Below are 24063 nucleotides of genomic sequence, written 5' to 3' on the forward strand. Positions count from 1 at the left end.
CCACGTCCCCCGCCCCGTCCCCCGCCCCCTCCCCTCGCCGCTTGCCCCCCGCCCCTCGCTAGAACGCGCCGACCAGGATCAGCACGCCGAGCGCGATCAGCACGGCCGGCAGCGCCACGTGGCCCCAGCGGGCGAGTAGCCGGGCGATGCCCGGGCGGGTCGCCAGGAACCGGCCCGCTGCGCACCACACCGCCACGCCCGCCAGGAACACCGTCACGTAGCCCACCAGGCCCGTCGGCCCGGTCACCGCGAACGCCGGGACGTACACGCCGACGTTGTCTCCGCCGTTGGCGAAGCACACCGTCGCGATGCCGACCACCCCGGCCGCCGGTGGTGGCTCGTCCTCGTCGCGACGCCACGCTTGCCACGCCGCACGTATTCCCAGCAGCACCGGCAGCACGCCCAGCCAGCGGACGGCGCCGTCCGGCAGCAGGCCGGCGCCGAGCGCTCCCGCGACCGACACCGCCAAGATCACCGCGAAGCCCAAGAACTGCCCCGCCACGACCTTGAACTCGCCACGGCGTCCGGCCGCCTGGCCGAAGAACACCGCCAGCAGCACCAGGTCGTCGACGTTCGTCACCGCGAACATCGCGGCCGCGCGCCCCAGCAACCCGACGTCCAACACCCACCTCCGCGGTAAAACCGCTTGGCGAAGGCCGGTGCGGCACAGCACGATTCTGCCCATGCCCGCCCTCACGCGCCGCGGCTACACCGGTCCGGCCGACCTGCGGGCCATGCAGAGCGTGGCCCAGCGGATCTGGTCGAAGGCGAGTTCGCTGCACATCGGGGATCTCGCGTGGCAGCGGTTCCAGCACGCCGGCCGGGAAGCCGAGTGGCCGACCGTGCTGTGGGAAGCGGGTGGCGAAGTCGTCGCGTGGGGCTGGATTTCGCTACCCGGTGAACTCGCGCTGCTCGTGGATCCGGCGCGCCCGGAACTCGCGCTCGAGGTGCTCGGCTGGTTCGAGGACACCGCCTCGGCGGCCGAGCTCACTGTCACCGTGCTCGACGCCGAGAAGCATGTCGTCGCCGCGCTGGAGCGTTGCGGTTACGCGCTTCAGGAGAGTTCCGTTCACCAGTCGTATATGTCTCGCCTCCTCGTTGACTTGCCCGAGCCGGTCGTGCCCGCCGGTTTCACGCTCCGGCCGGTCGTACCGGACGATCTGGCCCGCCGCGTCGCCGTGCACCGCGCGGTCTGGCACCCGTCGAGGGTGACCGAACCGAGCTACCGCAGCGTCATGGCCGCGTGGCCGTACCGGGCCGAACTGGATTGGGTCGTCGAAGCACCCGACGGCCGGTTCGCCGCCCAGTGCCTGATCTGGCTCGACGAACGCAATGCCGTCGGCGAGCTGGAGCCCGTCGGAACCTTGCCGGAGTTCCGTCGCGCGGGGCTCGCCCGCGCGGTGTGCCTCGCCGCGCTGCACGCGGCCCACCACGCCGGCGCTCGCGAAGCCGTCGTGTATCCGGTGATCAACCATCCGAAATCCGCAGGTGCCCTCCCTCTGTATCGCGATCTGGGCTTCCGCCCGTATGCCCGCACCCTCACCTTCACGCGGACCCGCCGTCGTATCCCTCCTTTCCCGGGGTCCGCGTCCCCGGAGGGCGCACAACGACGAAGGTAGCGCCATGCCCTCGTCGGATGTCCGATTCGGCAGCCTCCGGCGGCCGGTTGTCCACATCGGGGCAAACCTGTGGACAACCCCGTGGATTTCCCTGTGGGAGCACAGAAATCGTCGGCGCCGCGCGATAGTGTCGAGACGGGGGGCGCCCCCGCGGGTGGGTCAGGTGAGCGTCGCCAGATCGTCGAAGAAAGCCGCTCGGCAAACAGCAATCAGACGCTCGACTTCGGGTCCCAGAGAGCGGTCTTCGTCCAGCGGCGGCACCACCGACCGCACCCACCCGTAGGCCGCGCGAAGCCCCGGCACGCCGTCCCCACCGGCCAGGTACCGGGCTTGGGACACCGTGATCAGCTCGCACGCCGTGATCGCGAAAAGGTGGGAAGCCGCCGCGCGCAGTTGCTCGCCGGCCGCCGACGCGAACGCTTGCACGTCCTCCTGACCGGCCGATGTGTCGATCGAACCGAGGGTCGCCGGTGTCGCGAGCCGGCGCAGTGCGTGCAGTTCGCCGGCCGCCCGCTTGTGCAGCGGGACCAAGCCCGCCCGTGGCCCCGGATCGGCCGTGAGCTGCGGCGGCAACCCGCTGAACCGCTCGTCCAGCAACCGGTGCGTCCGCTGCACCGAAATTTCGCCGAGGTGCACCAGCGCGGCCGTCACCGCGTCCATCCGCAACCCCAGGTCCACCGCGTGATACCCGGTGCCCGGCACGAAAACACCGTCGACGAAGGAGGGCGAATCACCCGGCATCGTTTCCCAGCGTCGCCGGGTTTCGTGCAAGTCGCGGTTGACGCGAGACGCGTGCGCCAACGCCCGCGGCGCGACCCGCACCGAAAGCGGGGCCTGCACCACACCCGGCCGCACCGGGCCGATGCCGACCAGCTCGGTCAGCTCGTGCAGCAACGCCCGTAGGTGGTCGTCGCCGCCCGCCATGACCGGGGAAAACACCGCACGCGGCGCGCCGAGCACGTCGATCGCCATCGCCGCGGTGAGCGTCTGCAGGTCGATGAGCTGCTGGGTTTCGGTCCAGCCACGCGCAGCGTGCATCATCGCCAGCGGAGAACCCTGAAGCAGCGAAGCACCTTCCTTCGGCCCAAGGACATAAGGCGTGGCACCACGCGCAGCGAGCGCCGAAGCGGCCGGCACTTCGACGCCGTCCTCCAAAACCGTGCCGATGCCGAGGAACGTCTGAAACGCGTGGGAGAGCGCGATGATCTCGCCCGAACTGCCGAGCCCGAAGCGCGGCACCGCGGGCGTGAAGCCGTCGTTCAACCGGTCCACCAGGAACTGCACCAACTCGGCGCTCACCCCCGACCACGGCCGCAGGAAGTCGCGCAGGCGAACGACGAGCAGTGCGCGGACGTCTTCGGGCGGCAGCCACGGCGGCCCGCCGACGGCCCGGCCGATCAGCAGGTTGCGCTGGTGTTCGGCCTGCTGCCGCGGATCCAGCACGACCCCCGCGAGGCGGCCCATCCCGGTGGTGACCCCGTAGACCGGATTTACCGGCTCGGCAAGGGCCGTCAAGACCTCTTCCCGGCGTCGCTTCAGGGCTTCTACCAGCGGTTTGTCCAGAATCAACCGTTCACTGTCAGCGAACTCGCTGTCGGAGACGATCATCGGTAGGGCAGCATGGTGCCGACGCCGGAAGCCTCGGCACGGGCGAGGATCATGTTCGCCACCGCAACGTCCGTTGTGGACAGTCCGCGGTGCCAGAACAGGATCCGTTCGGCGTCGTGCTCGCGGCCGGGTTTGCTGCCCGCCACGATGTCGCCGATCTCGGCGTGGACGTTGTCCGCGGTGAGGAGGCCGGCGTTGAGCTGCGGGCGCAGGGCGCCGAACCGCGGGTTGCCGGACCGCGATTCGCGCCAGTCGTCGACGACGACCTTGTCGATGTCGTCGAGCAGCGTGAGCTCGAGCGCGCTGATCGTGCCGTAGGGCACCAGGAAGGTGCCCGGCCGGAGGAACTCGCGGCGCACCAGCGCCTCGGGCTCGACGAGCCGGGAGGCCTCGACCTGGATGTCCGCGCCGTCCAGGGTCTCCTCGGCCGTGGCGCAGACGCGGACGTCCTTGCCGAGCCGCTCGGACAGCCGGCGGCCGAAGTCCTCGCGCGACTCCGGGCGCTTGCTGGTCACGCGGATCTCGGCGAAGTCGAACAAGGAGTCCAGCAGCACGACGTTCCACCAGGCGGTACCGCGGGCGCCGATGTGCCCGAGCACCCGTGAATCCGGGCGGGCCAGGTACTTCGCACCGACGGCGGTCATCGCGCCGGTGCGGGCCTCGGTGATCATCGTGCCGTCGACGATCGCCCGCGGCATGCCGGTGTCCGGGTCGAGCAACAGGATCAACGCCATTTCCGAAGGGAGGCCCCGTTCGAAGTTCCCCACGAAGTCACCGACGACCTTCACCCCGCTGACCTGCTTCGCGGAGAGGTGGCCACGGAGGATGTTGAAGTGGCCCTTGCCGCCGTTGTCCGGCACGAGGTGCGTACGCGGCTCGAAGACGACTTGGCCGCGGCCGTGGTCGGCGAGCACGTCCTCGACCGCGGCGACGATCTCGGCGTCGGTGACGCCGAGCGCGTCGATGTCGGCACCGGTCAGGTACCGGAGCCAGACGGACGTCACCGGGCGAGGTCCTCGACGACCTCCGCGCCGGGCAGGGCGGCGAGCGCGGCGCCGGAGATCAGCAGCTTGCTGCGGCGGATCCCGCTGCCGATGACGAGCTCGGGTGCCTCGGCGACGCGGCGGTCGAGCAGGATCGGCCATTCGGCGGGCAGGCCCACCGGCGTGATGCCGCCGTACTCCATCCCGGTCAGCGAGACGGCTTCGTCCATCGGCGCGAACGACGCCTTGCGGACGTCGAGGCGGCGCTTGATCACGCCGTTGACGTCGGCGCGGGTGGTCGCGAGCACGAGCGCGGCCGCGAAGCGGACTTCGCCCGCGCGCTTGCCGGCGACGACGACGCAGTTCGCGGACGCCTCGAGCGGCGAGCCGTAGGCCTCGCAGAAGGCGGCGGTGTCGGCGAGCGAAGGGTCGATCTCCGCGACGCCGACGGCGTCCGGGTCGGCGAGCGCGGCCAGGGCCTTGGCCACGGGCTCGGCGAGCAGGTCAGTACGCGTGGGGGCGGGAACGACGGTGAGGCTCCCGGCGATGGTCCAGGTCACGATCCCCATTAAACAGCGCCCCCGCCACGGCGGACGGGGGTGGGAAGGAGGCTCACCCGGCAGGAGCGGAGGGAGATTCACCTGGCGCGACGAAAGCAGGAGCCGGAAGCGGGAAAGATCACACCGGGCGCAACAGCACCACGGCGTGGTTCACCAGCTGGAGCCGCCGCGCTGGACTTCGATCAGCTTCGGGCGGACGTCCACGATGTAGACCAGGGCCGCCGCCATGGCGGGCACGTAGAAGATCATCCCGGGGCCCATCACCGGAAACAGCACCATGGCGAGGGTCGCGCCGCCGGTGATCAGCATCCAGATGGGCTTGGTCTTGCGGTCGGCCGCGGAGTAGGCGTCGGCGCGCTGGAGCAGCGCGTGCACGAAGGCGAAGAGCCCGACCAGCGCGCTGCCCCAGTGGATGACATTGAGGATCCAGATGGCGACTAGCACAGCGACAGCTTACGGCAAACCACCCGAACGACCCCGGCCCCGCCACCGGGGGTGCGGTGGCGGGGCCGGGAGTTCACAGCGATGTCACTTGTCGGTCTTCGGCGCGGCCGGCTTCTTCGCGGCGGCGCTGGTGGTGGTCGTCGTGGTCGTGCGGCGGGCCGGGGCGGCCGTCTTCGGGGCCGTCTTGTTCGCGGCCTTGCGGGCGACCGAGCGGGTCTCGTGGGCGAGGTCGTCACCCAGCTCCTCGACGGTGTCGGCGGCTTCGCCGGCGACCTTCGTCACCTTGCGGGCGGTCTTCTCGCCGGCCGAACGGGTGCGCTTGGTCACCTTGGCCAGCACGCCGTCGACGCGCTCGCGGACCTCGGTGGTCACGCCCTCGACCTGGCCCTGCGCGGTGGTCAGGGCCTCTTCGAGCTGCTCGATGGCCTTCTTGACCTGCGGCTGCGTGGCGATCTTGTCCCACGCCTGCTCGCCCGACTCGGCCAGCTTGTTGTACAGCTTGAGCGCGGCCTCGGTGTACTCGTCGATGGCCTTGCGCAGCTCGGCCGGGTCCAGCTTCTCGCGGAGGCTTTCGACGTCGGTCGGCAGCTCCTGCAGGTTCTTGCGGGCGACCTCGCCGCTCTTGGTCACGTTCTCCTTGGCCTTCGCCACGGCGTCGGTGACGGCGTGGGTGGCCAGGTTGCCGGCGCCGAGCGCGGCGAGCAGCGGGGTGCGGACCTGGTCGAGGGCGGTGGTGACGGCCTTCTTGACGTCTTCGGTCTTGGGGGTGGTCATGGTGACTCCTCGGTGTTCGCGGCTGGTGTGGTGTCTGTGGTTTCCGGGGCAGGAGCGGCGGCCGGCCGTGCCGCGGCGTTCTCCCGCCGGAAGGACTCGTACACGTCGAGCAAGACCTGCTTCTGCCGTTCGGTCAGCTCGGCGTCGGCGCGGATCGCGTCGCCCACCGGGCCGCCCGTCGGCAAATCGAGGATCCCGGCCTGCACGTACAGCGCTTCCGCCGAAATGCGCAGGCCCTTGGCGATCTGCTGCAGGATCTCCGCGCTGGGCTTGCGCACCCCGCGCTCGATCTGGCTCAGGTACGGATTGGACACGCCGGCGAGCTTCGACAGCTGGCGCAACGAGATCTTCGCGGTGTTGCGCTGCTGGCGGATGTACTCGCCGATGTCGGAAGCGATGTCCGCGACCTTCTCCATGGGACTGCCGGATCCTGACGTCCCACCGGTCTCTGGCATCCGGTCACCTCCTCGCGACACCTTCGACGGTACGCGGGAGTGCTAGCTATTGCAAGCACACTGCTTGCAACTTTCGGGTGTGGTGGTGCTCACCGCTACCGTGGTCCCATGACGCGCTCGGCCCGGCTGCGGCGACGCCTCGTCGAGCACCTCCTCGACGAGGACGTCCTGCACGCGCCGGAGTGGATCGCCGCCTTCCGCGCGGTCCCCCGCCACGTCTTCCTGCCGCGGTTCTTCGTGCCGGCGGGCGGGCTGTGGGCGGCGGTCGACCGCGGCGACCCCGGCTGGCTGGAGACCGTCTACTCCCGCGACGTGCTGGTGACGCAGCTCGACGACGATCCGGACCGCTGGGAGCTCGCCCGGCGCACCGGCCCGGTGGCGGGCACGCCGACGAGCTCGTCGAGCATGCCCTCCATCATGGCGATCATGCTCGAGGAGCTGCGGGTGCGCGACGGGCACTGCGTCCTCGAGATCGGCACCGGCACCGGGTACAACGCCGCGCTGCTGAGCCACCGCTGCGGCGCCGGCCGGGTGTCCACAGTGGACATCGATCCGGTGCTCGTCGCGGCGGCGCGCGAGCGGCTGGCCGCCGCGGGTCACCACCCGGCCTGCGCGGTGGGCGACGGCGCGCTCGGCTTCCCGGCCGGGAAGATCTTCGACCGGGTGCTGTGCACCGCTTCGGTGTCGTCGATCCCGCCGGCCTGGCCGGCGCAGACCGCGCCGGGCGGGCTGATCGTCACGACGCTGAACCGCCCGATCGGCGCCGGGCTGGTCCGGCTCGTCGCCGGCGAGGACGGCACCGCGCAGGGCCGCGTCCTCGCGCGCGACGGCCGCTTCATGCCGCTGCGCGCCCACCGGCTACCGGAGACCGGCCCGCTGCCGATGCCGTCGCGCGGCGACTGGGAGCAGACGCGGCTGCCGATGTCGACGGTGCTCCAGCCCCGCAAGCAGTTCGAGTTCTTCGCCGGGCTGGCGCTGCCCGGCGTCCGGCCGGTGCGCGAAGGGGACGGCGAAACGCCGGGTCTCGCGCTGGTCCACCCGGACGGCTCGTGGGTCCGCCACCGCAAGCGCGGCGGCGCCGACGAGGTCGCCCAGGGCGGCCCGCGGGCGCTGTGGGAGCTCGCCGAGGCGGCCTTCGTCGAGTGGTGCGAGCTGGGCAAGCCGGACCGCGACCGGTTCGGGGTCACGGTGACCGGCGACCGCCAGGAGTTCTGGCTCGACTCGCCGGACGGGCGCACCTGGCCGCTGGACCAAACCGACCGGCCACCCGCACCGGGGCGCGACCTCGGTCCGGCGAGCTAGGGCAACCGCGCCCGGATCCACTTCTCCACGTGGTCGGCCGTCGCCTCGCGGGACACCTCCGTGGTGTCGAAGAGGTCGACACCGAGGGCCGGGCCCGACTTCCGCAGCCAGTCGTTGAACTCCAGCATCTCGTCGATCCGCGGCTCGTCCCACTCCCGCCAGGCCGGCCGCGCCCGCAGCCGGGCGCGCAGCGACTCCGGCGACCCGACCAGCGCCAGGTAGTGGATGTCGCTGAAGAACGCGCGCTCCGGCAGCTGCTCGAACTCCGGCGGCGCCACCGTCCCGCACAGCACGACCGGGCGGCCGTTCTGCTGCACCATCGCCGCCATCCGCAGCCAGACCGAGCGGAACGACGTGACGTCGCCGCGCAGGGCATCGATCCAGAGGATGTCCTGCTCCAGCAGCACGACGTCGCCGGCGAACCGCCCGGCCAGCAGCGGCCCCATCGTCGACTTCCCGGCGCCGCTGGGGCCGGTCAGCGCGAAGAGGGGCAGCTTCCGGAACGGCCGCTCGTGCCCGCACTTCGGGCACGTGATGACGGAGCCCGCGACGACCGGCTGTTCGGCCAGCTCGCCGCACGCCGGGCAGATCCGCAGGTCGAGACCCATTTCAGTCGAAGAGGTTCTCGAGGAAGCTGCGCTTGCGGTTCCCGTGCCCGTACGGACGCGGCGAATCCGGGTACCCCCGGTGCGGCCGCGGCGAGTCCGGGTATCCCCCGCGGTGCGGCCGCGGCGAATCCGGGTAGCCACCGCGGTACGCCTTCGGCGAGTCCGGGTGACCGCCGCGGTAGGGCCGCGGCGAGTCGGGACGGCCGTGACCGCCCTGGTACGGCTGTGGCTGCCGGCCGTAGAAAGAGCTCTCCGCACCGACGATGGCCTCGAGCTCACCGCGGTCGAGGAAGATCCCGCGGCAACCGTCGCACTGGTCGATGTGGATGCCGTTCTTGTCGACGGTGCGCATCTGGTTCTGACACTTCGGACAAATCACACCGCCGAGCCTACGCAAAAACGCCTCAGCAGGCGCACAGGCAGAACGGGTGCCCGACCGGATCGGCGTAGACGCGGAACGTCTCCGGGTTGTCGTCGAGCAGCTTCGCGCCCAGCCCGAGCACGCGCTCGTGCGCCGCTTCCAGGTCCGTGACGTTCAGGTCCAGGTGCATCTGCTGCGGGTTCTCCGCGGACGGCCACGCGGGCGGCCGGTAGTCGGGCACCCGCTGGAACGCGAGGCCCGCGCCGCCGGCGGGGTTGACCAGCGTCACCCAGTGCCCGTCCTCGGCCACTTCGGGCGCCTCCCACTCCAGCACCGCGCGGTAGAACTCGGCCAGCGCCACCGGGTCGGGGCAGTCGAGGGCCACCACGCCCAGGGTCGGTACCGCACTCATCGTCGCTCCCTTCGATCCTGAGTAACCAGTGAAGCGATTATGTGGGTTAGCCCACCCGAAGGCAACCGCCGTACACTCGGCAAGTGCACACCGACGCCTCCCTCGTGGTGGAGTTCCTCAACACGGTCAACGTCGAAGAGGGCACCGACCTGCTCGAAGATCCCGGGCAGTGGCGCGGGTGGGCGGCCGCGCACGAGCTGGCGGCGAATCCGGCCGGCGAAGCCCGCGCGGCGCGGGACGCCCTGCGCGCGGCGATCGGCGACCCGCGGCTGCCCGGCGGCCGCGTCGACGTCGGCACCCGGATCTCCCTCACCGCCGACGGGCCGGCGCTCGTCGCGGACGACGTCGTGGGCGCGGTGTTCGCGGCCTGCGCGCGCCTGGTCGTGCGCGGCGACTGGATCCGGCTGAAGATCTGCCCCGCCGACACCTGCCTGTGGGCGTTCTACGACGAGTCGCGCAACCGCTCGCGGACGTGGTGCTCGATGCGTGTCTGCGGCAACCGCGAGAAGGCGCGCGGCTGGCGCGCCCGCGCCGCCGCGGGCTGAGGAGCCCTCATCCGAGCGGCGGACCCTCGAACGGTTGTGGACAACTTGGGGACGGAGCACCACATATCCACGCCCCGGACCGCCCCGCCCCCATACGTTGTGGACAGCCGTTAGGCCATCACCGTGAAAAGCTGTGGATAACCCCGGGGATAACTCAGCTTCCTGTGGACAACTGGTTTGAGGCTCCCCCAGGTGTGGTATACGACCAAGCTCCTCAGAACAGCAGCTCCGCGACGGCGTAGATGACGAGCCCGGCGAGCGCGCCCACCACCGTGCCGTTGATCCGGATGAACTGCAGGTCGCGACCCACTTGGAGCTCGATCTTGCGGGACGTCTCCTCGGCGTCCCATCGCTCGACCGTGTCGGTGATGATCGTGGTGATCTCCCGTGAGTAGTTCTTCACGAGGTACGCCGCGGCCCCCTCGACCCAGCCGTCGGCCTTCGCGCGCAGCTGGTCGTCGGTGATCAGCCGCTGCCCGAGCGAGGTGAGCCCGAGCCGGACACGCCGGCGCAGCTCGCTCGACGGGTCCTCGGCCGCGGTCAGCAGCATCTCCTTCGCCGTGCTCCACGCCGAGCCGATCAGCCGCTGCACCTCTTCGTGGTGCACGATCTGGCCCTTGACCTGCTCGGCGCGGGCCATCACCTCCGGGTTGGTCTGCAGGTCCTGGGCGAACTCGCCGAGGAACTTGTCCAGCGCCAGCCGCATCGGGTGGTTGACGTCGGTCTTGACCGCCCACGCGAAGGACAGCACCTCGCCGTAGACCTTGTCCGCCAGCATCTCGTCGACGAACTTCGGCGACCAGCTCGGCGCCCGGTCCGACACCACGCGCAGCATCGTCGTGTGGTTGTCGCGCACCCACTCGTAGCCGCGGTCGCACATCAGGTCCACGAGCTTGTGGTGCGCCCCGTCGGCGAACACGCCCTGCAGGATCTTGCCCAGCGGCGGGCCCCACGGCTTGTCGATGATCCGGCGCGCGACGGCCTGCTCCATGATCGCCTGGATGTCCTCGTCGCGGAGCACCTTCACGGCGGCGCGGACGGCCGTGGCCAGCTCGGACGTCACGCGCTCGGCGTTGTCCGGCTCGGCGAGCCAGCCGCCGAGCCGCCGGGCGAGCTCGACGCGCTTGAGCTTGTCGCGCACGACCTCCTCGGACAGGAAGTTGGACCCGACGAAGTCGCCGAGGCTGTTGCCCAGGGCGTCCTTCTTGTTCGGGATGATCGCCGTGTGCGGGATCTTCAGCCCGAGCGGGTGCCGGAACAGCGCCGTGACGGCGAACCAGTCGGCCAGCGCGCCGACCATGCCGGCCTCGGCCGCGGCGCGCACGTAGCCGACCCAGCCCGGCCAGCCGGCCGACTGCGCCCAGCTGGTCAGCAGGAACACGATCGTCGCGCCGACCAGGAACGACAGCGCGACGAGCTTCATCTTGCGCAGCGCACGCCGCTTTTCCTCTTCACCGGCCGCGCCGCCCGGTGGGTCGGCGGGCGTCACCTTCGCGGGGGTCAGTTGCTCCACATCGCCATTGTCCGTGAGGATGGCTGATCGTGCGCGAACCTGCTCTCGTCCCCCGGCTCCGGCCGTTCACCTCGACCATCTTCGCCGAGATGACGGCACTGGCCGTCCGGCACGACGCCGTCAACCTCGGCCAGGGCTTCCCGGACACCGACGGGCCGGCCGGGATGCTCGAAGCGGCGAAGAACGCCCTGTTCGGAGGGGCGAACCAGTACCCGCCGGGGCTCGGGCGGCCCGAGCTGCGGGCCGCGATCGCGCGGCACCGGCAGCGCTACGGCACCGAGTACGACCCGGACACCGAGATCCTGGTCACCGCGGGCGCGACCGAGGCCATTGCGGCAGCGTTGCTGGCGCTGACCGAGCCCGGTGACGAGGTGATCGTCATCGAGCCGTATTACGACTCCTACGCCGCCGCGGTCGCGATGGCGGGGGCCGAGCGGCGGGTCGTCGGCCTGGTCGAGGGCCCGGACGGCCGGTTCGGCCTCGACGTCGACGGGCTGCGCGCCGCCGTCACGCCGCGGACCAGGGCGATCCTGGTCAACTCGCCGCACAACCCGACCGGGACCGTGTTCACCCGCGCCGAGCTGGAAGCGCTCGCCACGCTGTGCGTCGACCACGACCTGATCGCGATCTGCGACGAGGTCTACGAGCACCTGGTCTTCGATGACGCCGAGCACATCCCGCTGGTCACGCTGCCCGGCATGCGGCCGCGGACGGTGAGCATCTCCAGCGCCGGCAAGACGTTCAACTGCACCGGCTGGAAGATCGGCTGGGTCTGCTCGACACCGGAGCTCGTCGCGGCGGTGAAGGCGGCGAAGCAGTTCATCACCTTCGTGTCGGGCGGGCCGCTGCAGCCCGCCGTCGCGCACGCGCTCGACCACGAGCTGCCCTGGGTCGACGGCCTGCGCGCGTCGCTGCAGGAGAAGCGCGACCGGCTTTCGGCCGGCCTCGCGGACGCCGGGTTCGCCGTCCGGCCGACGGCGGGCACGTACTTCGTCTGCGTCGACGTCCGGCCGCTCGGCTTCGCCGACGCCGCCGATTTGGCCTGGGAACTGCCGGGCCGGGTCGGGGTGGCCGCGGTGCCGGTGAAGGTCTTCACCGATCACCCGGACGAGTGGAACCACCTGCTGCGTTTCGCGTTCTGCAAGCGCAACGAGGTCATCGACGAGGCCATCACCCGGTTGCGCAAACTGGTCTGATCACCGCGCTCCGGCTGAGTAGACGTCCTTCGCGGCCGTTCCGGCGGGGCACCGGGAGCAGGGGCCGTCTCGGCCACCGCGCCGGAGGTCGGCCGGGCCAGTCCGCGTGCCCACCACTTGCCACTCCAGGCTGTCACTCTCCGCGACCGCGATGACTGCCTCCCGCGACGACCACGGCGGACACCGCCAGCTCTTGTCGCGGGGCTCCGCCTGGCGAGCGCCGCCCACGCCGGACGTCTCGCGACGCGTCCGGTCGAGACCGTCGTGATCACGGACCGCAGCCGGATCCCGGACCGGTTCGAGCCGCTCGGTTTCGGCGCAGGGCAAGCGAAGCCGCGTGGGGGACCCCGTTCGGCCCAGTGGCCGCCCCGCGCCCGGGCGAATTCCGGTCACGCCCCCGAAACCGCAGTGCGCGCACCGAGCGGAACCGACTCGACACAAAGCGCGTTCGGCCGCCCGGAAACATCAGGTCAACCGGAAACGTGCAAGTTGCAGAACTCGTCCGAATGGCCGTAAGCGAACACCCGAACGGCACTGAGAGTGATCAACTTGTCGGCCGCAGATACCTGGCCCGGGCGGGCTGCTGGTCCTTACGGGCTGGATCGAACGCGGGAGAGATGAAAGACTTCGAGCGGTGCTAGAAAGAGTGCAGCCCCGGGGGAACTGCGACCTGGCCGGAGAAAGACCCCAGCAAGAACAGGCTCGAGCGGGAATCGCGGAAGCCTCAGGCGCGGACGGTGGTGGTGGCGGTGAGCAGCACGGCGGACGCACGCCGCGACGCTCCCGTTCGGCCTGCGCTCACCCCGGGTGAACCGGAAGCCTTGCTCGCGCGCGCACGTGCGCCGCGCCCGTGGACGACCTCGCTGCAGCGGCCCGCCGCCAAGATCCTGGTCGCCGGTGGGCTGACCCTCGCCGGCTGGCTGCTCGGCGCCGCCCTGTCCGGCAGCACCGCATCGGCGGCCGACCGGCCGACGTGCCCCGAAGCGCCCGTGGTCTCCACTGTGGACCATGCCGCGAAGCCGCTTTGGCACGCCAGGCACCGCAAGGGCCACCACGAGACCGGTGCCGCCACCTGCGCGGTGCAGCCGAAGGCCGACAGCGCCGAACCGCCCCCGGCGGACGAGCCACAGGTGGACGAGACGCCCGCCGCGCCCGAGGCCACAAAGGACAGCTCGGCCGACGGAGAGCCGACGGCCACCACGCCGGACAGCGATCCCGCCGTCGAGCCGGTCGCCTCGGAAAGCTCTTCCACCGAGGAGCCCGCCACGACGTCGGACAGCTCGACCGCTGCCGAGACCGCGGCCCCCGCCAAGCCGACTACCAAGTCGACGACCAAGGCGATCTCCGAGGACAGCTCCGAGGCACCGAAGGCCACCTCCTCCAGCGGGAACCTGCTCGGCTCCCTCGTCGGCGGCACGCTGAAAGCGGTCAGCGGAGCGACCACAAAGGACACCGCCGACGAGCCGGCCGCGCCGGCCAAGACCACTTCGTCCGGCGGCGACCTGCTCGGCGGGCTCCTCGGCGGCGTCCTGGACGTCGTCGGCGGCACGCTCTCCACCGTCACGGGCACCGTCGGCGCCGTCACGGACACGCTTTCCCACACCGTGCTCGCGCCGCTCACCCAGCCGCTCACGGGCCACCCGGGTGGGCCCCTGCTGCTGCCCCTCGACGACATCCTGGGCCCGGTGCTCGGCGGCTCGAACTCCGGCGGCGTCATCGCGGTCGTGCCCGGTGTGACGGCGGCCGTCGTCACCCAGGCACCGGCCACGGTCGCCGAGACCGTCGTCCCGGCCGCCGTTCCGGTTCCCACGACGGCCGACCCGCAGCAGGCCGCCCGGGTCGTGGTCACGCGCCTCGTCGTCCTCCAGCACGCGGAATCGCTGCCGGTGGTCCACGAGCGGCCGCGCGACTCCGGCACCCACGCCACGGGTGGCGGCGGCGACTCCACGCCCGGCCTGCCCGGCGGCGGCACCACCGCGCCGAGCGCGCCGGCCCCCACCGCCGCCCCGGGCCACGACGGCCCCGGCGGCGCCCGCCACGCGTTCGCCGTCCACACCGACGACGTCACCACCACGCAGCTCAAGCTGATCGGCACCAGCCGCGACCACGAAGTCGACGGCGCGGGCAGGGAAGCCGCCCTGCCCACCACTTCCCCCGACTGACGCCGAGGCGCGCAGCCGGGGACAAGTGCGTCCAAATCAAGATCATCAAGGCGCACCCGCACGCCGTTGAGGCGTGACGTTTCCCCAGCTCCAGCTTGGAATCCGTGGCTCTTTCACGTCTCGTGACGCCTTGGCGCGTCCGACGTACCCCAGGGGCGAAAACCATGCGAACCCACGAACTTTCCGACCGGCCGACCGCGCCCGGCCGGGTCGGATCCCGGTCCCGGCGCCGCGCTGCCCCCGCGGCGCCGGGACCCACACCGGGTGCGCTCCGGGAGCCCTTGCTCACCGCGCCGAGCGAGGACTCGCAGTACCGCGAGCGCACCTGAGCCGCCGGCTTCCCGGCACGTCGAGGGGCTGTGCCGGGAAGCCGCGGTACCCGCGAACGGGGTCACGTCCGTGAGCGGGTCGTGTGGAACACGAACCGGTGCGCTGGATGCACATGAACGCCGCCCATCCCTGGGAGCGGGCTCGCATCCAGCGCACCGGTTCGTTCATGCGATGGGTGCGTCCAGGGAAGCCGGGGTGCCGCGGACCGACGCTTCGGCCGCGCTCAGCCGCCGGACAGCTTCATCCATCCGGTCCGGTGGCAGCGAAAACGGCAGCCGGATCCAGCGCTCCAGCCCGCCGTGGACGCCGAAGCGCGAGCCCGGCGCCACCTGCACGCCATGGCTCGCCGCCGCCACCGCCAGGCGTGAGCTCACCGGCTCCGGCATGCGGCACCACAGCGACAGGCCGCCGTCCGGCAGGGTGAAAGTCCAGTCCGGCAGGTGCCGGTGCACGGCGGCGGCCAAGGCGTCGCGGTAGCCGCGCAGCTCCTCGCGCCGGCGGCCCAGCAACGTTTCGTCGGCCATGAGCTCGGTCAGCACGAGCTGTTCGAACACCGGCGACCCGAGGTCGACCGCGTAGCGCGCCGAAACCAGCCGGCCGAGCAGGTCCTCCGACGCGCGGATCCAGCCGAGCCGCAGCCCGCCCCAGTGCGTCTTCGACGCCGAGCCGACGCAGATGGCCAGGTCGCCGGCGAACGCGGCCAGCGGCGGCGGCCCGTGCAGGGGATCGCCCTCCAGGTCCAGCTCGACGAGCGTCTCGTCCACCACCACCGGCGTCCGGGCGCGGGCCAGCACGGTCCCGAGCCGGGAGCGGCCTTCGGCGTCCAGGCGCAGGCCGGTCGGGTTCTGGAAGTCGACGACGAGGTAGGCGAACCGCGGGGACGCCTGGCGCAGCGCCGCGTCGACCCCGGCGATGTCCCAGCCGCGCGCCCCGGTCGGGTCGAGCGCCACCGGCACCGGGATCGCGTGCGCGGCGCGGATCGCCTCCAGGGCGTTCGGGTACGTCGGCTGCTCGACCAGCACGCGGTCGCCGGGACCGGCGAGCATGCGCAGGACCAGGACGAACGCGTGGTGCGCGCCGTTGGTGACCATGATCTGCGCCGGTGTCGTCGGCAGCCCGCGCTCGGTGTAGCGCCGCGCGATCCGCTCGCGCAGGCCGAGCAGGCCGCGTTCCTGGTAGCCGTGGTCGCCCAGGTGGCCGGCGAGCCGGCCGCGGGCGGCGTCGACCGCCGCGGCCGTGCCCGGGATGGCGGGCGAGGACGCGTGGGTGAAGTCGATCGAGCCGTCGCCCACCGGCGCGAGCGGGCCGCGGCGGCGGCGTCCGGGCGCGGCGATCCACGAGCCCGCGCCACGGCGGCTCGCGACGAACCCGTTTTCCCGCAACCGGTCCAGCGCCGCGCCGATCAGCGTCCGGCTGGCGCCGAGCGCGTCGGCCAGCTCGCGCTCGGCGGGCAGCCGGGTGCCGAGCGGGAGCTGGCCGTCCAGCACCTGCAGCTCGATGGCCGCGGCCAGGTCGGCCGCCCCCTGCCGCGAGCCGCCTTGCCGCCACGAGCCCAGCATGACGGCCAATCGCGGCCCTGAAATGCGTCCACCTACTGGGAGCACGGCTTCCATAAGGCCAATATCCTGGAATTGGCTATGGTTTACAAGGCCACTTGCGGTCGATAGTGGAGATGTGGCTCAGACCGACCTCCGGCCCGTCCGGATCTCCCGTGACCCCGCCCGCCGCAGCGTCCAGCTGCTCGCGGGCCTCGCCCTCTACGGCACCAGCGTCGCCCTCGTCACCCGCGCCGGCCTCGGCCTCGAGCCGTGGAGCGTGCTGGCCGAAGGCGTCCTGAAGCACACCGGCCTGACGTTCGGCACGGTCACCGGCCTGATCTCGGTGGCCGTGCTGCTGCTGTGGATCCCGCTGCGCCAGCGGCCCGGCATCGGCACCATCGCGAACGTCGTGGTCATCTCGGTCATGGTGGACGTCGTCCGCGCGGTGCTCCCGGACCAGCACGAACTGGTGTGGCAGATCGTGCTGCTGGTCGGCGGCGTGACGCTCAACGGCGTCGCGACCGCGACCTACGTCGGCGCCCGGCTGGGCCCGGGCCCCCGCGACGGCCTGATGACCGGGCTGGCCGGGCGCACCGGCTGGTCGGTCCGGCTGGTACGCACCGGCATCGAGGTCACCGTGGTCGCGGCCGGTTTCCTGCTCGGCGGGACCGTCGGGATCGGCACCGTGCTCTACGCCCTCGCCATCGGCCCGCTCACCCAGGCACTGCTGCCCTGGACCACCTGGCGGGAAGAGCAGGAGCCGCAGCAGGGTCACTAGCCCGCCTTGCGCTGCTGTACGGCCCGGCGCAGCGTCTGGTAGTCCGCGCCGCGCCGGGCGAGCACGTCGTCGGTGCCGCGCTGCTGGGCCAGCGCGAGCAGGATGTGCTCTTGGCCGAGGTGCTTGTCGCCCAGCCGGACGGCTTCCTTGAGACTCAGCTCCAGCGTCTTCTTCGACTGCGCGGTGAAGGGGATGTGCCCACGCTTGGCCGGGCCGAGCCGTCCGGCCAGCGCGCCTTCGCCGTGGGTCTGCTCCACGCGTTCGACGATCTGCTCGACGTCGATGCCGAACTCGGTGAGCGCCTCGGCGTCGGCGTCGCTCACGCCGCCGCGGCGCCGGGTGCGGGCCAGTTCGGCCGCGATGTCGTCGGTGGAGATGCCCAGTTCGGCGAGCACCTGGACGCCGGTCTTCACCAGCCCGGCGAGCAGGTGGGCCGGGACGATCTCCACCGAGCCGGACTCCCGCGCCACGATCTGCGCCTCGACGACCGCCAGCCGCGCGTCGGCCGTGAACCTCTCGAACATCAGTGCCTCCCGTACTTCTTGTGCACGGCCTGCCGGCTGACCCCCAGCTCGGCAGCGATTTCCTGCCACGACCAGCCCTGCACCCGCGCGCTGCGGACCTGCACGGCCTCCAGTTGTTCCAGCAGCCGCCGGAGCGCGGCGACCGCGCGCAGCCCCACCCGGGGATCGCGGTCACCCGCCCGGGCGGCCAAATCCGTCGCTTCCGTCATGCTTGTCAACCTACGTTGACATCTCGGCACTGTCAACTCACGTTGACACGCTCAGCGCGAAACCCGCGGAGGGGCGACGTACAGTCGGGTGATGCCCGAGATCGCGATCGCCGAGCGGGCCGGGGTGGGCGCCGACGGCCACCCACGCCCCACCGAGGACCACATCGTCGTACTGGACAACGCGGTGCTGGTCCTCGACGGCGCTACGTCTTCGGACCCCGCGCAACCCCCGGGCGGCTGGTACGCCGAACGGCTGGCCCGGCGCCTGGGCGACGACCTCCGCGCGGCTCCGGAAGCCGACCTGACCGAGATCCTGACCAGCGCGATCGCCGCGCTCACGGCGGAACACCGGCTGCGGCCGCAGCGCTCGCCGTCCAGCACGGTCGCGGCCGTGCGCTGGCTCGAAGACCGCGTCGACGCGCTCGTCCTGGCCGACAGCCCGGTGGTCGGCTTCGGCGGCTTCGGGATCGACATCGTCTCGGACGACCGGCTCGCCCGGCTGCGGCGGCGCGGGATGCTCCAGACCGGCGCCGACGTCCGCCGCCGGCGCAACGCCCACGACGGCTTCTGGGTCGCCGAAGCCGACCCGGGCGCCGCCGCGCACTCGGTCCGGCGCAGCTGGCGGCGAGCCGACGTCGACGCGGTGCTGCTCGCCAGCGACGGCGTGTCCATCGGCGTCGACCAGTACGAGCTCTTCGGCTGGCGTGAGGTCCTGGCGGTCACCCGCGCGGACGGCCCCGACGCCGTGCTGGACGCCGTCCGCACCGCCGAGAAGCAGGATCCGGACGGCGAACGCTGGCCCCGGCCCAAGCGGCACGACGACCAGGCGCTCGTCCTCGTGGATTTCAATCAGGGGGTTATTCAGGGTCTTCCCTGATCACGACGCTCGCGTTTCCCGAGACCCTGGACGCATGGGGACGGAAGCGGGGAAGCGCACGAGACCGTGGCGGCTCGTTGCGCTGGGTGCGATCGGGTGGGGCCTGTTCACGGCCGTGGTGCTGCACGTGGTCAGCTCGCGCAACCCGGTGTACGACACGTTGTCGAGCTACACGGTGACCGACCGCGGCGAAGGGCTGCTCGGGGCGAGCGTGCTCTCGCTGGCCATCGGGTCGCTCGCGGTGCTCGGTGCGCTGCAGGTTGCCGGCGTGCCGCTGTCGCGGACGACCCGGCTGCTGCTCGCGTTGTGGGCGCTCGGGATGGCCGCGGCCGCGATCTTCCCGGCCAGCTACCCCGAGGCACCGGACCCGGTGAGCGGCGAGATCCACCTCTACGCGTGCCTGGTCGCGTTCTGCAGCCTGCCCGGCGGGGCGATCTCGCTGCTGGAGCCGCTGCGGGGGCGGCCCGAGCGCGTCGCGCTGGTGCGGGCGATCCGGCTGAGCGCAGGGGCGTTCGCGCTCTTCGCCCTGAGCTTCGTGTTCGTGCGGCTGAGCGAGGCCGGCGTGACGCCGTTCCGCGAGATCTCCGACGCCTTCCCCATCGGCGTCATGCAGCGGCTGCTGCTGCTCGCCGACGTCGTGCTGCTGGGCACGCTGCTGCGGCTGGCGACCCGGCTGGAATCAGCCTTCGACGGCCGCCGCGAATTCGGGCGTGTAGCCGTACAGGCCGGGCATGCCGCCGGTGTGCAGGAACACCACGTGATCGTCCGGAGCGAAGTGGCCCGCCCATTCGATCAGCGCGGCGGCCACTTTGCCGGTGTAGACCGGATCGAGCACCACGCCCTCGGTGCGACCGAAGAGCCGTAGGGCGTTCCAGACTGCGTCGGTCGGGATGCCGTAACCGGGGCCGAGCGTGGAATCGCCCATTCTCGTGTGCGCGAGCGACGGCGGTTCCACGCCGAGGAGCTCGGCCGCGCCGTCGACGAGGTCGCGGAGGTTCTCCGTGGCCTCGTCGAGCGGGTGGCTGACGCAGGCGATGCCGACGCCCAGGTTCTTGAGGAGCGCGGTACCCAGCGCCACCCCGGCCGCGGTGCCGCCGCTGGCGTGCGGGACGACCAGGTGCGCCCGCTCGATGCCGCGTTCTTCCAGCTGTTTCGCCAGTTCGCGGGTGGCGCGCACGTAACCGAGGGCGCCGAGGTCGTTGGAGCCGCCGACCGGGATCGTGGCGACCTTCCGGCCCTCGGCGGCGGCTTCGGCGACCAGGCGGTCGTAGGTGCGGCCGGTCTCCTCGCCGTCGGCACAGACGTGGACGGTCGCGCCGAAGAGCCGGTCGAGGGGGAGGTTGCCGCCGCGTTCGTACGCCTCGCCGTCGCGCGGGACCTTGGCGGTGAGCACGAGTTCGCAGCGCAGGCCCAGCTTCGCGCACGCGGCGGCGGTCTGGCGGCCGTGGTTGGTCTGGAGCGCGCCGAAGGTGAGCACGGTGTCCGCGCCGGCTTCCTTGGCCGCACCCAGGTGGTACTCCAGCTTGCGGAGCTTGTTGCCCCCGGCGCCGAGCGGGTGCACGTCGTCGCGCTTGAGCCAGAGGTTCCGCAGGCCGAGGGCTTCGCCGAGCCGCGGCGCTTCGTGCAGCGGCGTCGGCCAGCCACCCAGGTCGACGCGGGGTACCGCGGCCAGCGCGGCGTCGGGGAATCCGGCGAAGTCGAACGGCATCGGCCCTCCAGGCTCGGCTTTCTAACCACTATAGGGGGTTAAGCACCGCGAAGCGGAGTTCCGTGTGCGACCCGACTTCACGCACGCCGAGCCGGCGCAAAGCGACGCCGTCGAGATCAGGGTCGCCGAACAACGGCAGCCCGGCACCCAGCAGCACCGGGGCGAGCTGGACGTGCAGCTCGTCGGCCAGCCGGGCCCGCACGGCCTGGCGGACCACGCTCGCGCCGATCACCTTGACCGCCTTGTCCCCCGCGGCCGCCTTCGCCTGCTCGACCGCCGACGCGACCCCGTCGGTCACGAAGGTGAAGGTCAGGTGCTCGTCCTGCGCGGGCAGCGTGGCCGGCGACGTGTGGGTGACGACGAAGATCGGGACCTGGAACTCGTAGTTGCCGACGTACCAGTCCGGGTCCTCGGCCATCGCGAACGTCCGGCGGCCGAGGACGACCGCGCCCGTCTCCCGGATCAGGTCGGTCATCCACTCGCTGCCGTTCGACGCGGCGGGGTCGGACAGCCGGGCCGTGCCGCCGTGGCGATCGGCGACGAAGCCGTCCAGCGACATGCTCATGCCCGCGTGCGCCGTGGCCATGGGATCTCCTCACGTAGTCGTTGGCCGGGTAGACGTCCGGCCGGCCGAAAACTCATCGGGGAGTAGCCGGAAACCGTCGGTATCCGGTAACGTTCGTTCGAACGAACGAGAGCCTCCGGAGGCCGCCATGACCGCTATGAGCCTCGACTTCACGGGCCTCGCCGCCCAGGCCGCGCGGCTCGCCGCGGGTGACGTCACCTCCGCCGAGCTCACCGCGGCCGCGCTCGGACGCGCCCACGCCAGCCAGGCGACGCTCAACGCGTTCCGCCACCTGCGCGACGACGAGGCCCGCCGCGAAGCCGTCGAGGCCGACCTGCGCCTGGCCGCCGGGGACCGGGCGCCGCTGCTCGGCGTGCCGGTCGCGATCAAGGACGACGTCGACCTCACCGGCCTGCCCACGTCCTTCGGCTGCCCCGGCGAATTCCCGTGCGCGACGGCCGACGCGCCCGCGGTCGCGCTGCTGCGCGAGGCCGGAGCGGTGATCATCGGCAAGACGAACACCCCCGAGCTGGGCCAGTGGCCGTTCACCGAGGGCCCGGCCTTCGGCGTGACGCGCAACCCGTGGCACCCCGGCCACACCCCCGGGGGTTCTTCGGGCGGGAGCGCGGCCGCGGTGGCGTCGGGGGTCATCGCGGCCGCGCTCGGGTCCGACGGCGCCGGCTCGGTGCGCATCCCGGCCGCGTGGACCGGGCTCGTCGGCATCAAGCCCCAGCGCGGCCGGATCCCGACCGACGGCGAGCTGTTCCACGGCCTGACCGTGCTCGGCCCGCTGGCCCGCACGACCGAAGACGCCGCCCTGCTGCTCGACGCCGCGGCGGGGACACCCGGCGTGTTCCGCGCAGCCGCCGCGCGGGAGCCCGGCAAGCTGCGGATCGGGCTGTCGACGCGGATCCCGTTCACCGCCACCAAGACCCGGCTCGACCCGGTCGTCGAAGCGAACGTCCGGCGGCTCGCCGAGTCCCTCGCCGGGCTGGGGCACGAAATCGTCGAGGTCGAGCCGGACTACGGGCTGATCGGGCTGACGTTCCTGCCGCGTTCGCTCACCGGCGTCCGCGACTGGACGCTGCGGGTGCCCGACCGCACCGGGCTCGACCCGCGCACGCGCAGCAACGCCGGCCACGGCCGGCTCCTGGCCGGGCCCGCGCTGCGGCTCGCCCGCGCCCTCGAGCCGGGCCTGCACCGGCGGATCGGCTCGGTGTTCGGCCGCGTCGACGTGCTGCTCACCCCGACCACCGCCACCCCGCCGCCGCCGGTCGGCACGTTCGACGGGCTGTCCGGCTGGGAGACCGACCAGGCCATGATCGCCGCCTGCCCGTACGCTTGGCCGTGGAACGTGCTGGGCTGGCCGGGGGTCAACGTCCCGGCCGGGCTCACGGCCGACGGGCTCCCGCTCGGGGCCCAGCTGCTCGGCCCGTCGCACGCCGAGGAGCGGCTGATTTCGCTTGCCGCGCAACTGGAAGAGGTCGAACGGTGGCCGGAGCGGCATCCCGAGACAAGCTGGTAAGCACCCGGGACGCCATCCTGCGCGGCGCGCTGACCGTCGTCGGCGAACACGGGGTCGGCGGGCTGACGAACCGCCGGATCGTCGCCGCCGCCGGCGTCTCGCTCGGCACGCTGACCTACCACTTCGCGAGCCAGACGGCGTTGCTGCGCGAGGCGATGCTGATGTTCGCCGAGGAGGAGACGGCGAAGCTCGGCGCGATCGTCGACGGCTACCGCGCGGCGGGTCTCAGTCTCGAGCAGGCGGCTTCGGTCGTCGAGCACGTCATCGCGCAGCTCCCGTTCGACGCCGACGAGCTCGGCGCGCACGAGCTGTACCTCCAGTCCGCCCGCGATCCGGAGCTGCACGAAGCTTCTTCGCGCTGCTTCGCGGCGTACGACGAGCTGGCCGTGACGATCCTGGAAGCGCTGGGCGTGCCGGAGCCGCAGCGGCTGGCCGGGCCGGTGGTGGCGCTGATCGCGGGGTTGCAGCTGCGGCGGCTGGCGACCGGCGAGACGGACACCCCGGTGGCCGAGCCCCTGATGATGCTGCTCCGCGGAGCTTGATGGCGCGGCCGGTCGTCCGCGGCACGGCGGCGTGGAAGTACTTCGGCGACTTCCGCGACGCGCTGCGGGCGGAGCAGGTGCTGGTGCTGCAGGTGGCGCACCCGGTCGTCGCGGCGGGCGTGCGGGACCATTCGGACTACGCAGCGGATCCGTGGACGCGGCTGATGCGGACGGTCGCGTCGCTGTCGATCTACGTCTACGGCGGCGAGTCCGGGGCACGGGTGGAAGCCGCACGGTTGCGTGCGTTGCACCGGACGTTCACGGGCATGGCGGACGGACGGCGCTACAGCGCGCTCGACCCCGCGGCGTATGCGTGGGTGCACGCGACGCTGGTGAAGGCTCCGGTCGACGCGCAACGGTTCTTCGGGCAGCCACTGTCCACATCGGAGCTTTCGGAATATTACGCGCAGATGCGTGACATCGGGCGCGTGCTCGGGGTCCGGGAGCGGGATCTGCCGCGGGATTGGGCGGCTTTCGAGCGGTACTACGACGCGATGGTGGCGGGGTTCGGGACGAACGCCACGATCGACACGCTCCTCGAGACGATCCGGACGGTGCCGAAGCCGGTGAGGGGGCTGCCGGATTCGTGGTGGCGGGGCTTGCAGCGGGGGCAGATGTTCTTGGTGCGGGCCACTTTGCCGCCGTCGTTGCGGGAAACGCTTGGTCTACAGTGGACGGATGCGGACCAGCGCCGGTTCGAGCGGTTTTCGGGGTGTGTGCGGATCGCGAGCACGCCGATCCCGGCCTGGGTGCGGACGGCGCCCATGCGGTGGGTCGGGAAGCTCAACGTGTGGCTGCGCGCGCACCCGAAGGTTTACCGGACCCTGGTCCGCGGCGACGGGCCGGGCGCGCAGCCCCGGCCCTGACCGCGGCGGGTCGACCCGCGTGATCGGAGGGGCATCTCGCGTGGCTGAAGGGGCATCTC

Annotated in this window: 26 protein-coding genes and 1 pseudogene; 11 read left to right on the forward strand and 16 right to left on the reverse strand. The window is 72.1% G+C overall.

Features of this window, described 5'->3' with window-relative positions:
• Window positions 1-58: 58 nt before the first annotated feature.
• On the reverse strand, window positions 59-622 hold the full coding sequence (locus AB0F52_RS29645) for a cadmium resistance transporter (protein WP_360178059.1): 564 nt from the start codon (window positions 620-622) through the stop codon (window positions 59-61).
• Between the two features lie 61 nt (window positions 623-683).
• On the opposite strand from AB0F52_RS29645, the gene AB0F52_RS29650 reads away from it, so the two are divergent.
• Window positions 684-1619, forward strand: a complete 936-nt coding sequence (locus tag AB0F52_RS29650; RefSeq protein ID WP_360178062.1) for a GNAT family N-acetyltransferase — start codon at window positions 684-686, stop codon at window positions 1617-1619.
• A gap of 159 nt (window positions 1620-1778) precedes the next feature.
• Here the strand turns inward: AB0F52_RS29650 and AB0F52_RS29655 are convergent, their stop codons facing one another.
• The 6 genes from AB0F52_RS29655 to AB0F52_RS29680 all read right to left on the reverse strand — a co-directional run bounded on the left by AB0F52_RS29655 (window position 1779) and on the right by AB0F52_RS29680 (window position 6404).
• On the reverse strand, window positions 1779-3227 hold the full coding sequence (locus AB0F52_RS29655; protein WP_360178065.1) for an aromatic amino acid lyase: 1449 nt from the start codon (window positions 3225-3227) through the stop codon (window positions 1779-1781).
• Window positions 3224-4231: an ornithine cyclodeaminase family protein gene (locus AB0F52_RS29660; RefSeq protein ID WP_103341413.1), complete on the reverse strand. Its 1008-nt coding sequence runs from the start codon at window positions 4229-4231 to the stop codon at window positions 3224-3226. Before AB0F52_RS29660 ends, AB0F52_RS29655 begins: the two co-directional genes overlap by 4 nt.
• A complete protein-coding gene (locus tag AB0F52_RS29665) occupies window positions 4228-4773 on the reverse strand; it encodes a YbaK/EbsC family protein (protein WP_360178260.1) in 546 nt (181 codons plus the stop codon). The genes AB0F52_RS29660 and AB0F52_RS29665 overlap by 4 nt, the downstream gene beginning before the upstream one ends.
• A 147-nt stretch (window positions 4774-4920) precedes the next feature.
• The gene (locus tag AB0F52_RS29670; RefSeq protein WP_013222364.1) at window positions 4921-5214 is read right to left on the reverse strand and encodes a DUF2516 family protein; all 294 of its coding nucleotides are present in this window, start codon (window positions 5212-5214) and stop codon (window positions 4921-4923) included.
• 84 nt (window positions 5215-5298) lie between these two features.
• On the reverse strand, window positions 5299-5988 hold the full coding sequence (locus tag AB0F52_RS29675) for a hypothetical protein (RefSeq protein WP_360178068.1): 690 nt from the start codon (window positions 5986-5988) through the stop codon (window positions 5299-5301).
• Window positions 5985-6404, reverse strand: coding sequence for a helix-turn-helix transcriptional regulator (locus AB0F52_RS29680; protein WP_360178263.1), 420 nt, complete (start codon window positions 6402-6404; stop codon window positions 5985-5987). The genes AB0F52_RS29675 and AB0F52_RS29680 overlap by 4 nt, the downstream gene beginning before the upstream one ends.
• A 147-nt stretch (window positions 6405-6551) precedes the next feature.
• Here AB0F52_RS29680 and AB0F52_RS29685 point away from each other — a divergent pair, with 147 nt between their 5' ends.
• A complete protein-coding gene (locus tag AB0F52_RS29685; RefSeq protein ID WP_360178071.1) occupies window positions 6552-7745 on the forward strand; it encodes a methyltransferase domain-containing protein in 1194 nt (397 codons plus the stop codon).
• On the opposite strand, the gene AB0F52_RS29690 is transcribed toward AB0F52_RS29685, so the two are convergent.
• From AB0F52_RS29690 to AB0F52_RS29700, 3 genes are read right to left on the reverse strand one after another with little or no spacing between them, the layout of a single operon-like run.
• The gene (locus tag AB0F52_RS29690) at window positions 7742-8353 is read right to left on the reverse strand and encodes a nucleoside kinase (RefSeq protein WP_360178074.1); all 612 of its coding nucleotides are present in this window, start codon (window positions 8351-8353) and stop codon (window positions 7742-7744) included. The two genes, AB0F52_RS29685 and AB0F52_RS29690, sit on opposite strands and share 4 nt — an antisense overlap.
• Before the next feature lies 1 nt (window position 8354).
• Window positions 8355-8750, reverse strand: coding sequence for a zf-TFIIB domain-containing protein (locus AB0F52_RS29695; RefSeq protein ID WP_360178077.1), 396 nt, complete (start codon window positions 8748-8750; stop codon window positions 8355-8357).
• A 7-nt stretch (window positions 8751-8757) separates the two neighbouring features.
• Window positions 8758-9126 carry a VOC family protein gene (locus AB0F52_RS29700; RefSeq protein WP_360178080.1) on the reverse strand — a complete coding sequence of 123 codons (369 nt, stop codon included), beginning with the start codon at window positions 9124-9126 and terminating at the stop codon, window positions 8758-8760.
• Window positions 9127-9209: 83 nt separating this feature from the next.
• Here AB0F52_RS29700 and AB0F52_RS29705 point away from each other — a divergent pair, with 83 nt between their 5' ends.
• A complete protein-coding gene (locus tag AB0F52_RS29705; RefSeq protein WP_103341406.1) occupies window positions 9210-9671 on the forward strand; it encodes a CGNR zinc finger domain-containing protein in 462 nt (153 codons plus the stop codon).
• A 214-nt stretch (window positions 9672-9885) separates the two neighbouring features.
• Here the strand turns inward: AB0F52_RS29705 and AB0F52_RS29710 are convergent, their stop codons facing one another.
• Window positions 9886-11184, reverse strand: coding sequence for a DUF445 domain-containing protein (locus tag AB0F52_RS29710; protein ID WP_360178083.1), 1299 nt, complete (start codon window positions 11182-11184; stop codon window positions 9886-9888).
• Window positions 11185-11213: 29 nt separating this feature from the next.
• Between AB0F52_RS29710 and AB0F52_RS29715 the strand changes: the two genes are divergently transcribed.
• Together AB0F52_RS29715 and AB0F52_RS29720 are read left to right on the forward strand one after the other, a co-directional pair.
• Window positions 11214-12380 (forward strand): pyridoxal phosphate-dependent aminotransferase, encoded by a 1167-nt coding sequence (locus AB0F52_RS29715; RefSeq protein ID WP_360178086.1) that lies wholly within the window; start codon window positions 11214-11216, stop codon window positions 12378-12380.
• Between the two features lie 749 nt (window positions 12381-13129).
• Window positions 13130-14542, forward strand: coding sequence for a hypothetical protein (locus AB0F52_RS29720; protein ID WP_360178089.1), 1413 nt, complete (start codon window positions 13130-13132; stop codon window positions 14540-14542).
• A gap of 494 nt (window positions 14543-15036) precedes the next feature.
• Here AB0F52_RS29720 and AB0F52_RS29725 read toward each other — a convergent pair whose 3' ends face one another.
• Window positions 15037-16485: a PLP-dependent aminotransferase family protein gene (locus tag AB0F52_RS29725; protein WP_360178092.1), complete on the reverse strand. Its 1449-nt coding sequence runs from the start codon at window positions 16483-16485 to the stop codon at window positions 15037-15039.
• Between the two features lie 61 nt (window positions 16486-16546).
• On the opposite strand from AB0F52_RS29725, the gene AB0F52_RS29730 reads away from it, so the two are divergent.
• Window positions 16547-17188 carry a hypothetical protein gene (locus AB0F52_RS29730; RefSeq protein WP_360178095.1) on the forward strand — a complete coding sequence of 214 codons (642 nt, stop codon included), beginning with the start codon at window positions 16547-16549 and terminating at the stop codon, window positions 17186-17188.
• Here the strand turns inward: AB0F52_RS29730 and AB0F52_RS29735 are convergent.
• A complete protein-coding gene (locus tag AB0F52_RS29735; RefSeq protein WP_360178098.1) occupies window positions 17185-17712 on the reverse strand; it encodes a Clp protease N-terminal domain-containing protein in 528 nt (175 codons plus the stop codon). The genes AB0F52_RS29730 and AB0F52_RS29735 overlap by 4 nt on opposite strands.
• The gene (locus AB0F52_RS29740) at window positions 17712-17921 is read right to left on the reverse strand and encodes a sigma factor-like helix-turn-helix DNA-binding protein (protein ID WP_014154112.1); all 210 of its coding nucleotides are present in this window, start codon (window positions 17919-17921) and stop codon (window positions 17712-17714) included. Before AB0F52_RS29740 ends, AB0F52_RS29735 begins: the two co-directional genes overlap by 1 nt.
• A 91-nt stretch (window positions 17922-18012) precedes the next feature.
• On the opposite strand from AB0F52_RS29740, the gene AB0F52_RS29745 reads away from it, so the two are divergent.
• Window positions 18013-18798 (forward strand): hypothetical protein, encoded by a 786-nt coding sequence (locus tag AB0F52_RS29745; protein ID WP_360178102.1) that lies wholly within the window; start codon window positions 18013-18015, stop codon window positions 18796-18798.
• Between the two features lie 34 nt (window positions 18799-18832).
• A pseudogene (locus AB0F52_RS29750) lies at window positions 18833-19393 on the forward strand (DUF998 domain-containing protein); the annotation flags it as partial.
• Between the two features lie 84 nt (window positions 19394-19477).
• On the opposite strand, the gene AB0F52_RS29755 reads toward AB0F52_RS29750, so the two are convergent.
• Both AB0F52_RS29755 and AB0F52_RS29760 read right to left on the reverse strand, forming a co-directional pair.
• Entirely contained in the window at window positions 19478-20506 is a 1029-nt protein-coding gene (locus tag AB0F52_RS29755; RefSeq protein WP_360178105.1) for a D-cysteine desulfhydrase family protein, read from the reverse strand.
• A 28-nt stretch (window positions 20507-20534) separates the two neighbouring features.
• Window positions 20535-21092 (reverse strand): dihydrofolate reductase family protein, encoded by a 558-nt coding sequence (locus tag AB0F52_RS29760; protein WP_360178108.1) that lies wholly within the window; start codon window positions 21090-21092, stop codon window positions 20535-20537.
• Window positions 21093-21219: 127 nt separating this feature from the next.
• On the opposite strand from AB0F52_RS29760, the gene AB0F52_RS29765 reads away from it, so the two are divergent.
• Genes AB0F52_RS29765 through AB0F52_RS29775 form a run of 3 tightly spaced genes read left to right on the forward strand, consistent with a single transcriptional unit; the run spans window position 21220 to window position 24004 of the window.
• Window positions 21220-22596 carry an amidase gene (locus AB0F52_RS29765; RefSeq protein WP_360178111.1) on the forward strand — a complete coding sequence of 459 codons (1377 nt, stop codon included), beginning with the start codon at window positions 21220-21222 and terminating at the stop codon, window positions 22594-22596.
• Window positions 22563-23138, forward strand: coding sequence for a TetR family transcriptional regulator (locus AB0F52_RS29770; protein ID WP_360178114.1), 576 nt, complete (start codon window positions 22563-22565; stop codon window positions 23136-23138). The genes AB0F52_RS29765 and AB0F52_RS29770 overlap by 34 nt, the downstream gene beginning before the upstream one ends.
• The gene (locus AB0F52_RS29775) at window positions 23138-24004 is read left to right on the forward strand and encodes an oxygenase MpaB family protein (protein ID WP_360178117.1); all 867 of its coding nucleotides are present in this window, start codon (window positions 23138-23140) and stop codon (window positions 24002-24004) included. The genes AB0F52_RS29770 and AB0F52_RS29775 overlap by 1 nt, the downstream gene beginning before the upstream one ends.
• The last annotated feature ends 59 nt before the right edge of the window (window positions 24005-24063 follow it).

The organism is Amycolatopsis sp. NPDC024027 (genome assembly GCF_040638975.1).
In the GTDB taxonomy this organism is placed as follows: Bacteria; Actinomycetota; Actinomycetes; order Mycobacteriales; family Pseudonocardiaceae; genus Amycolatopsis.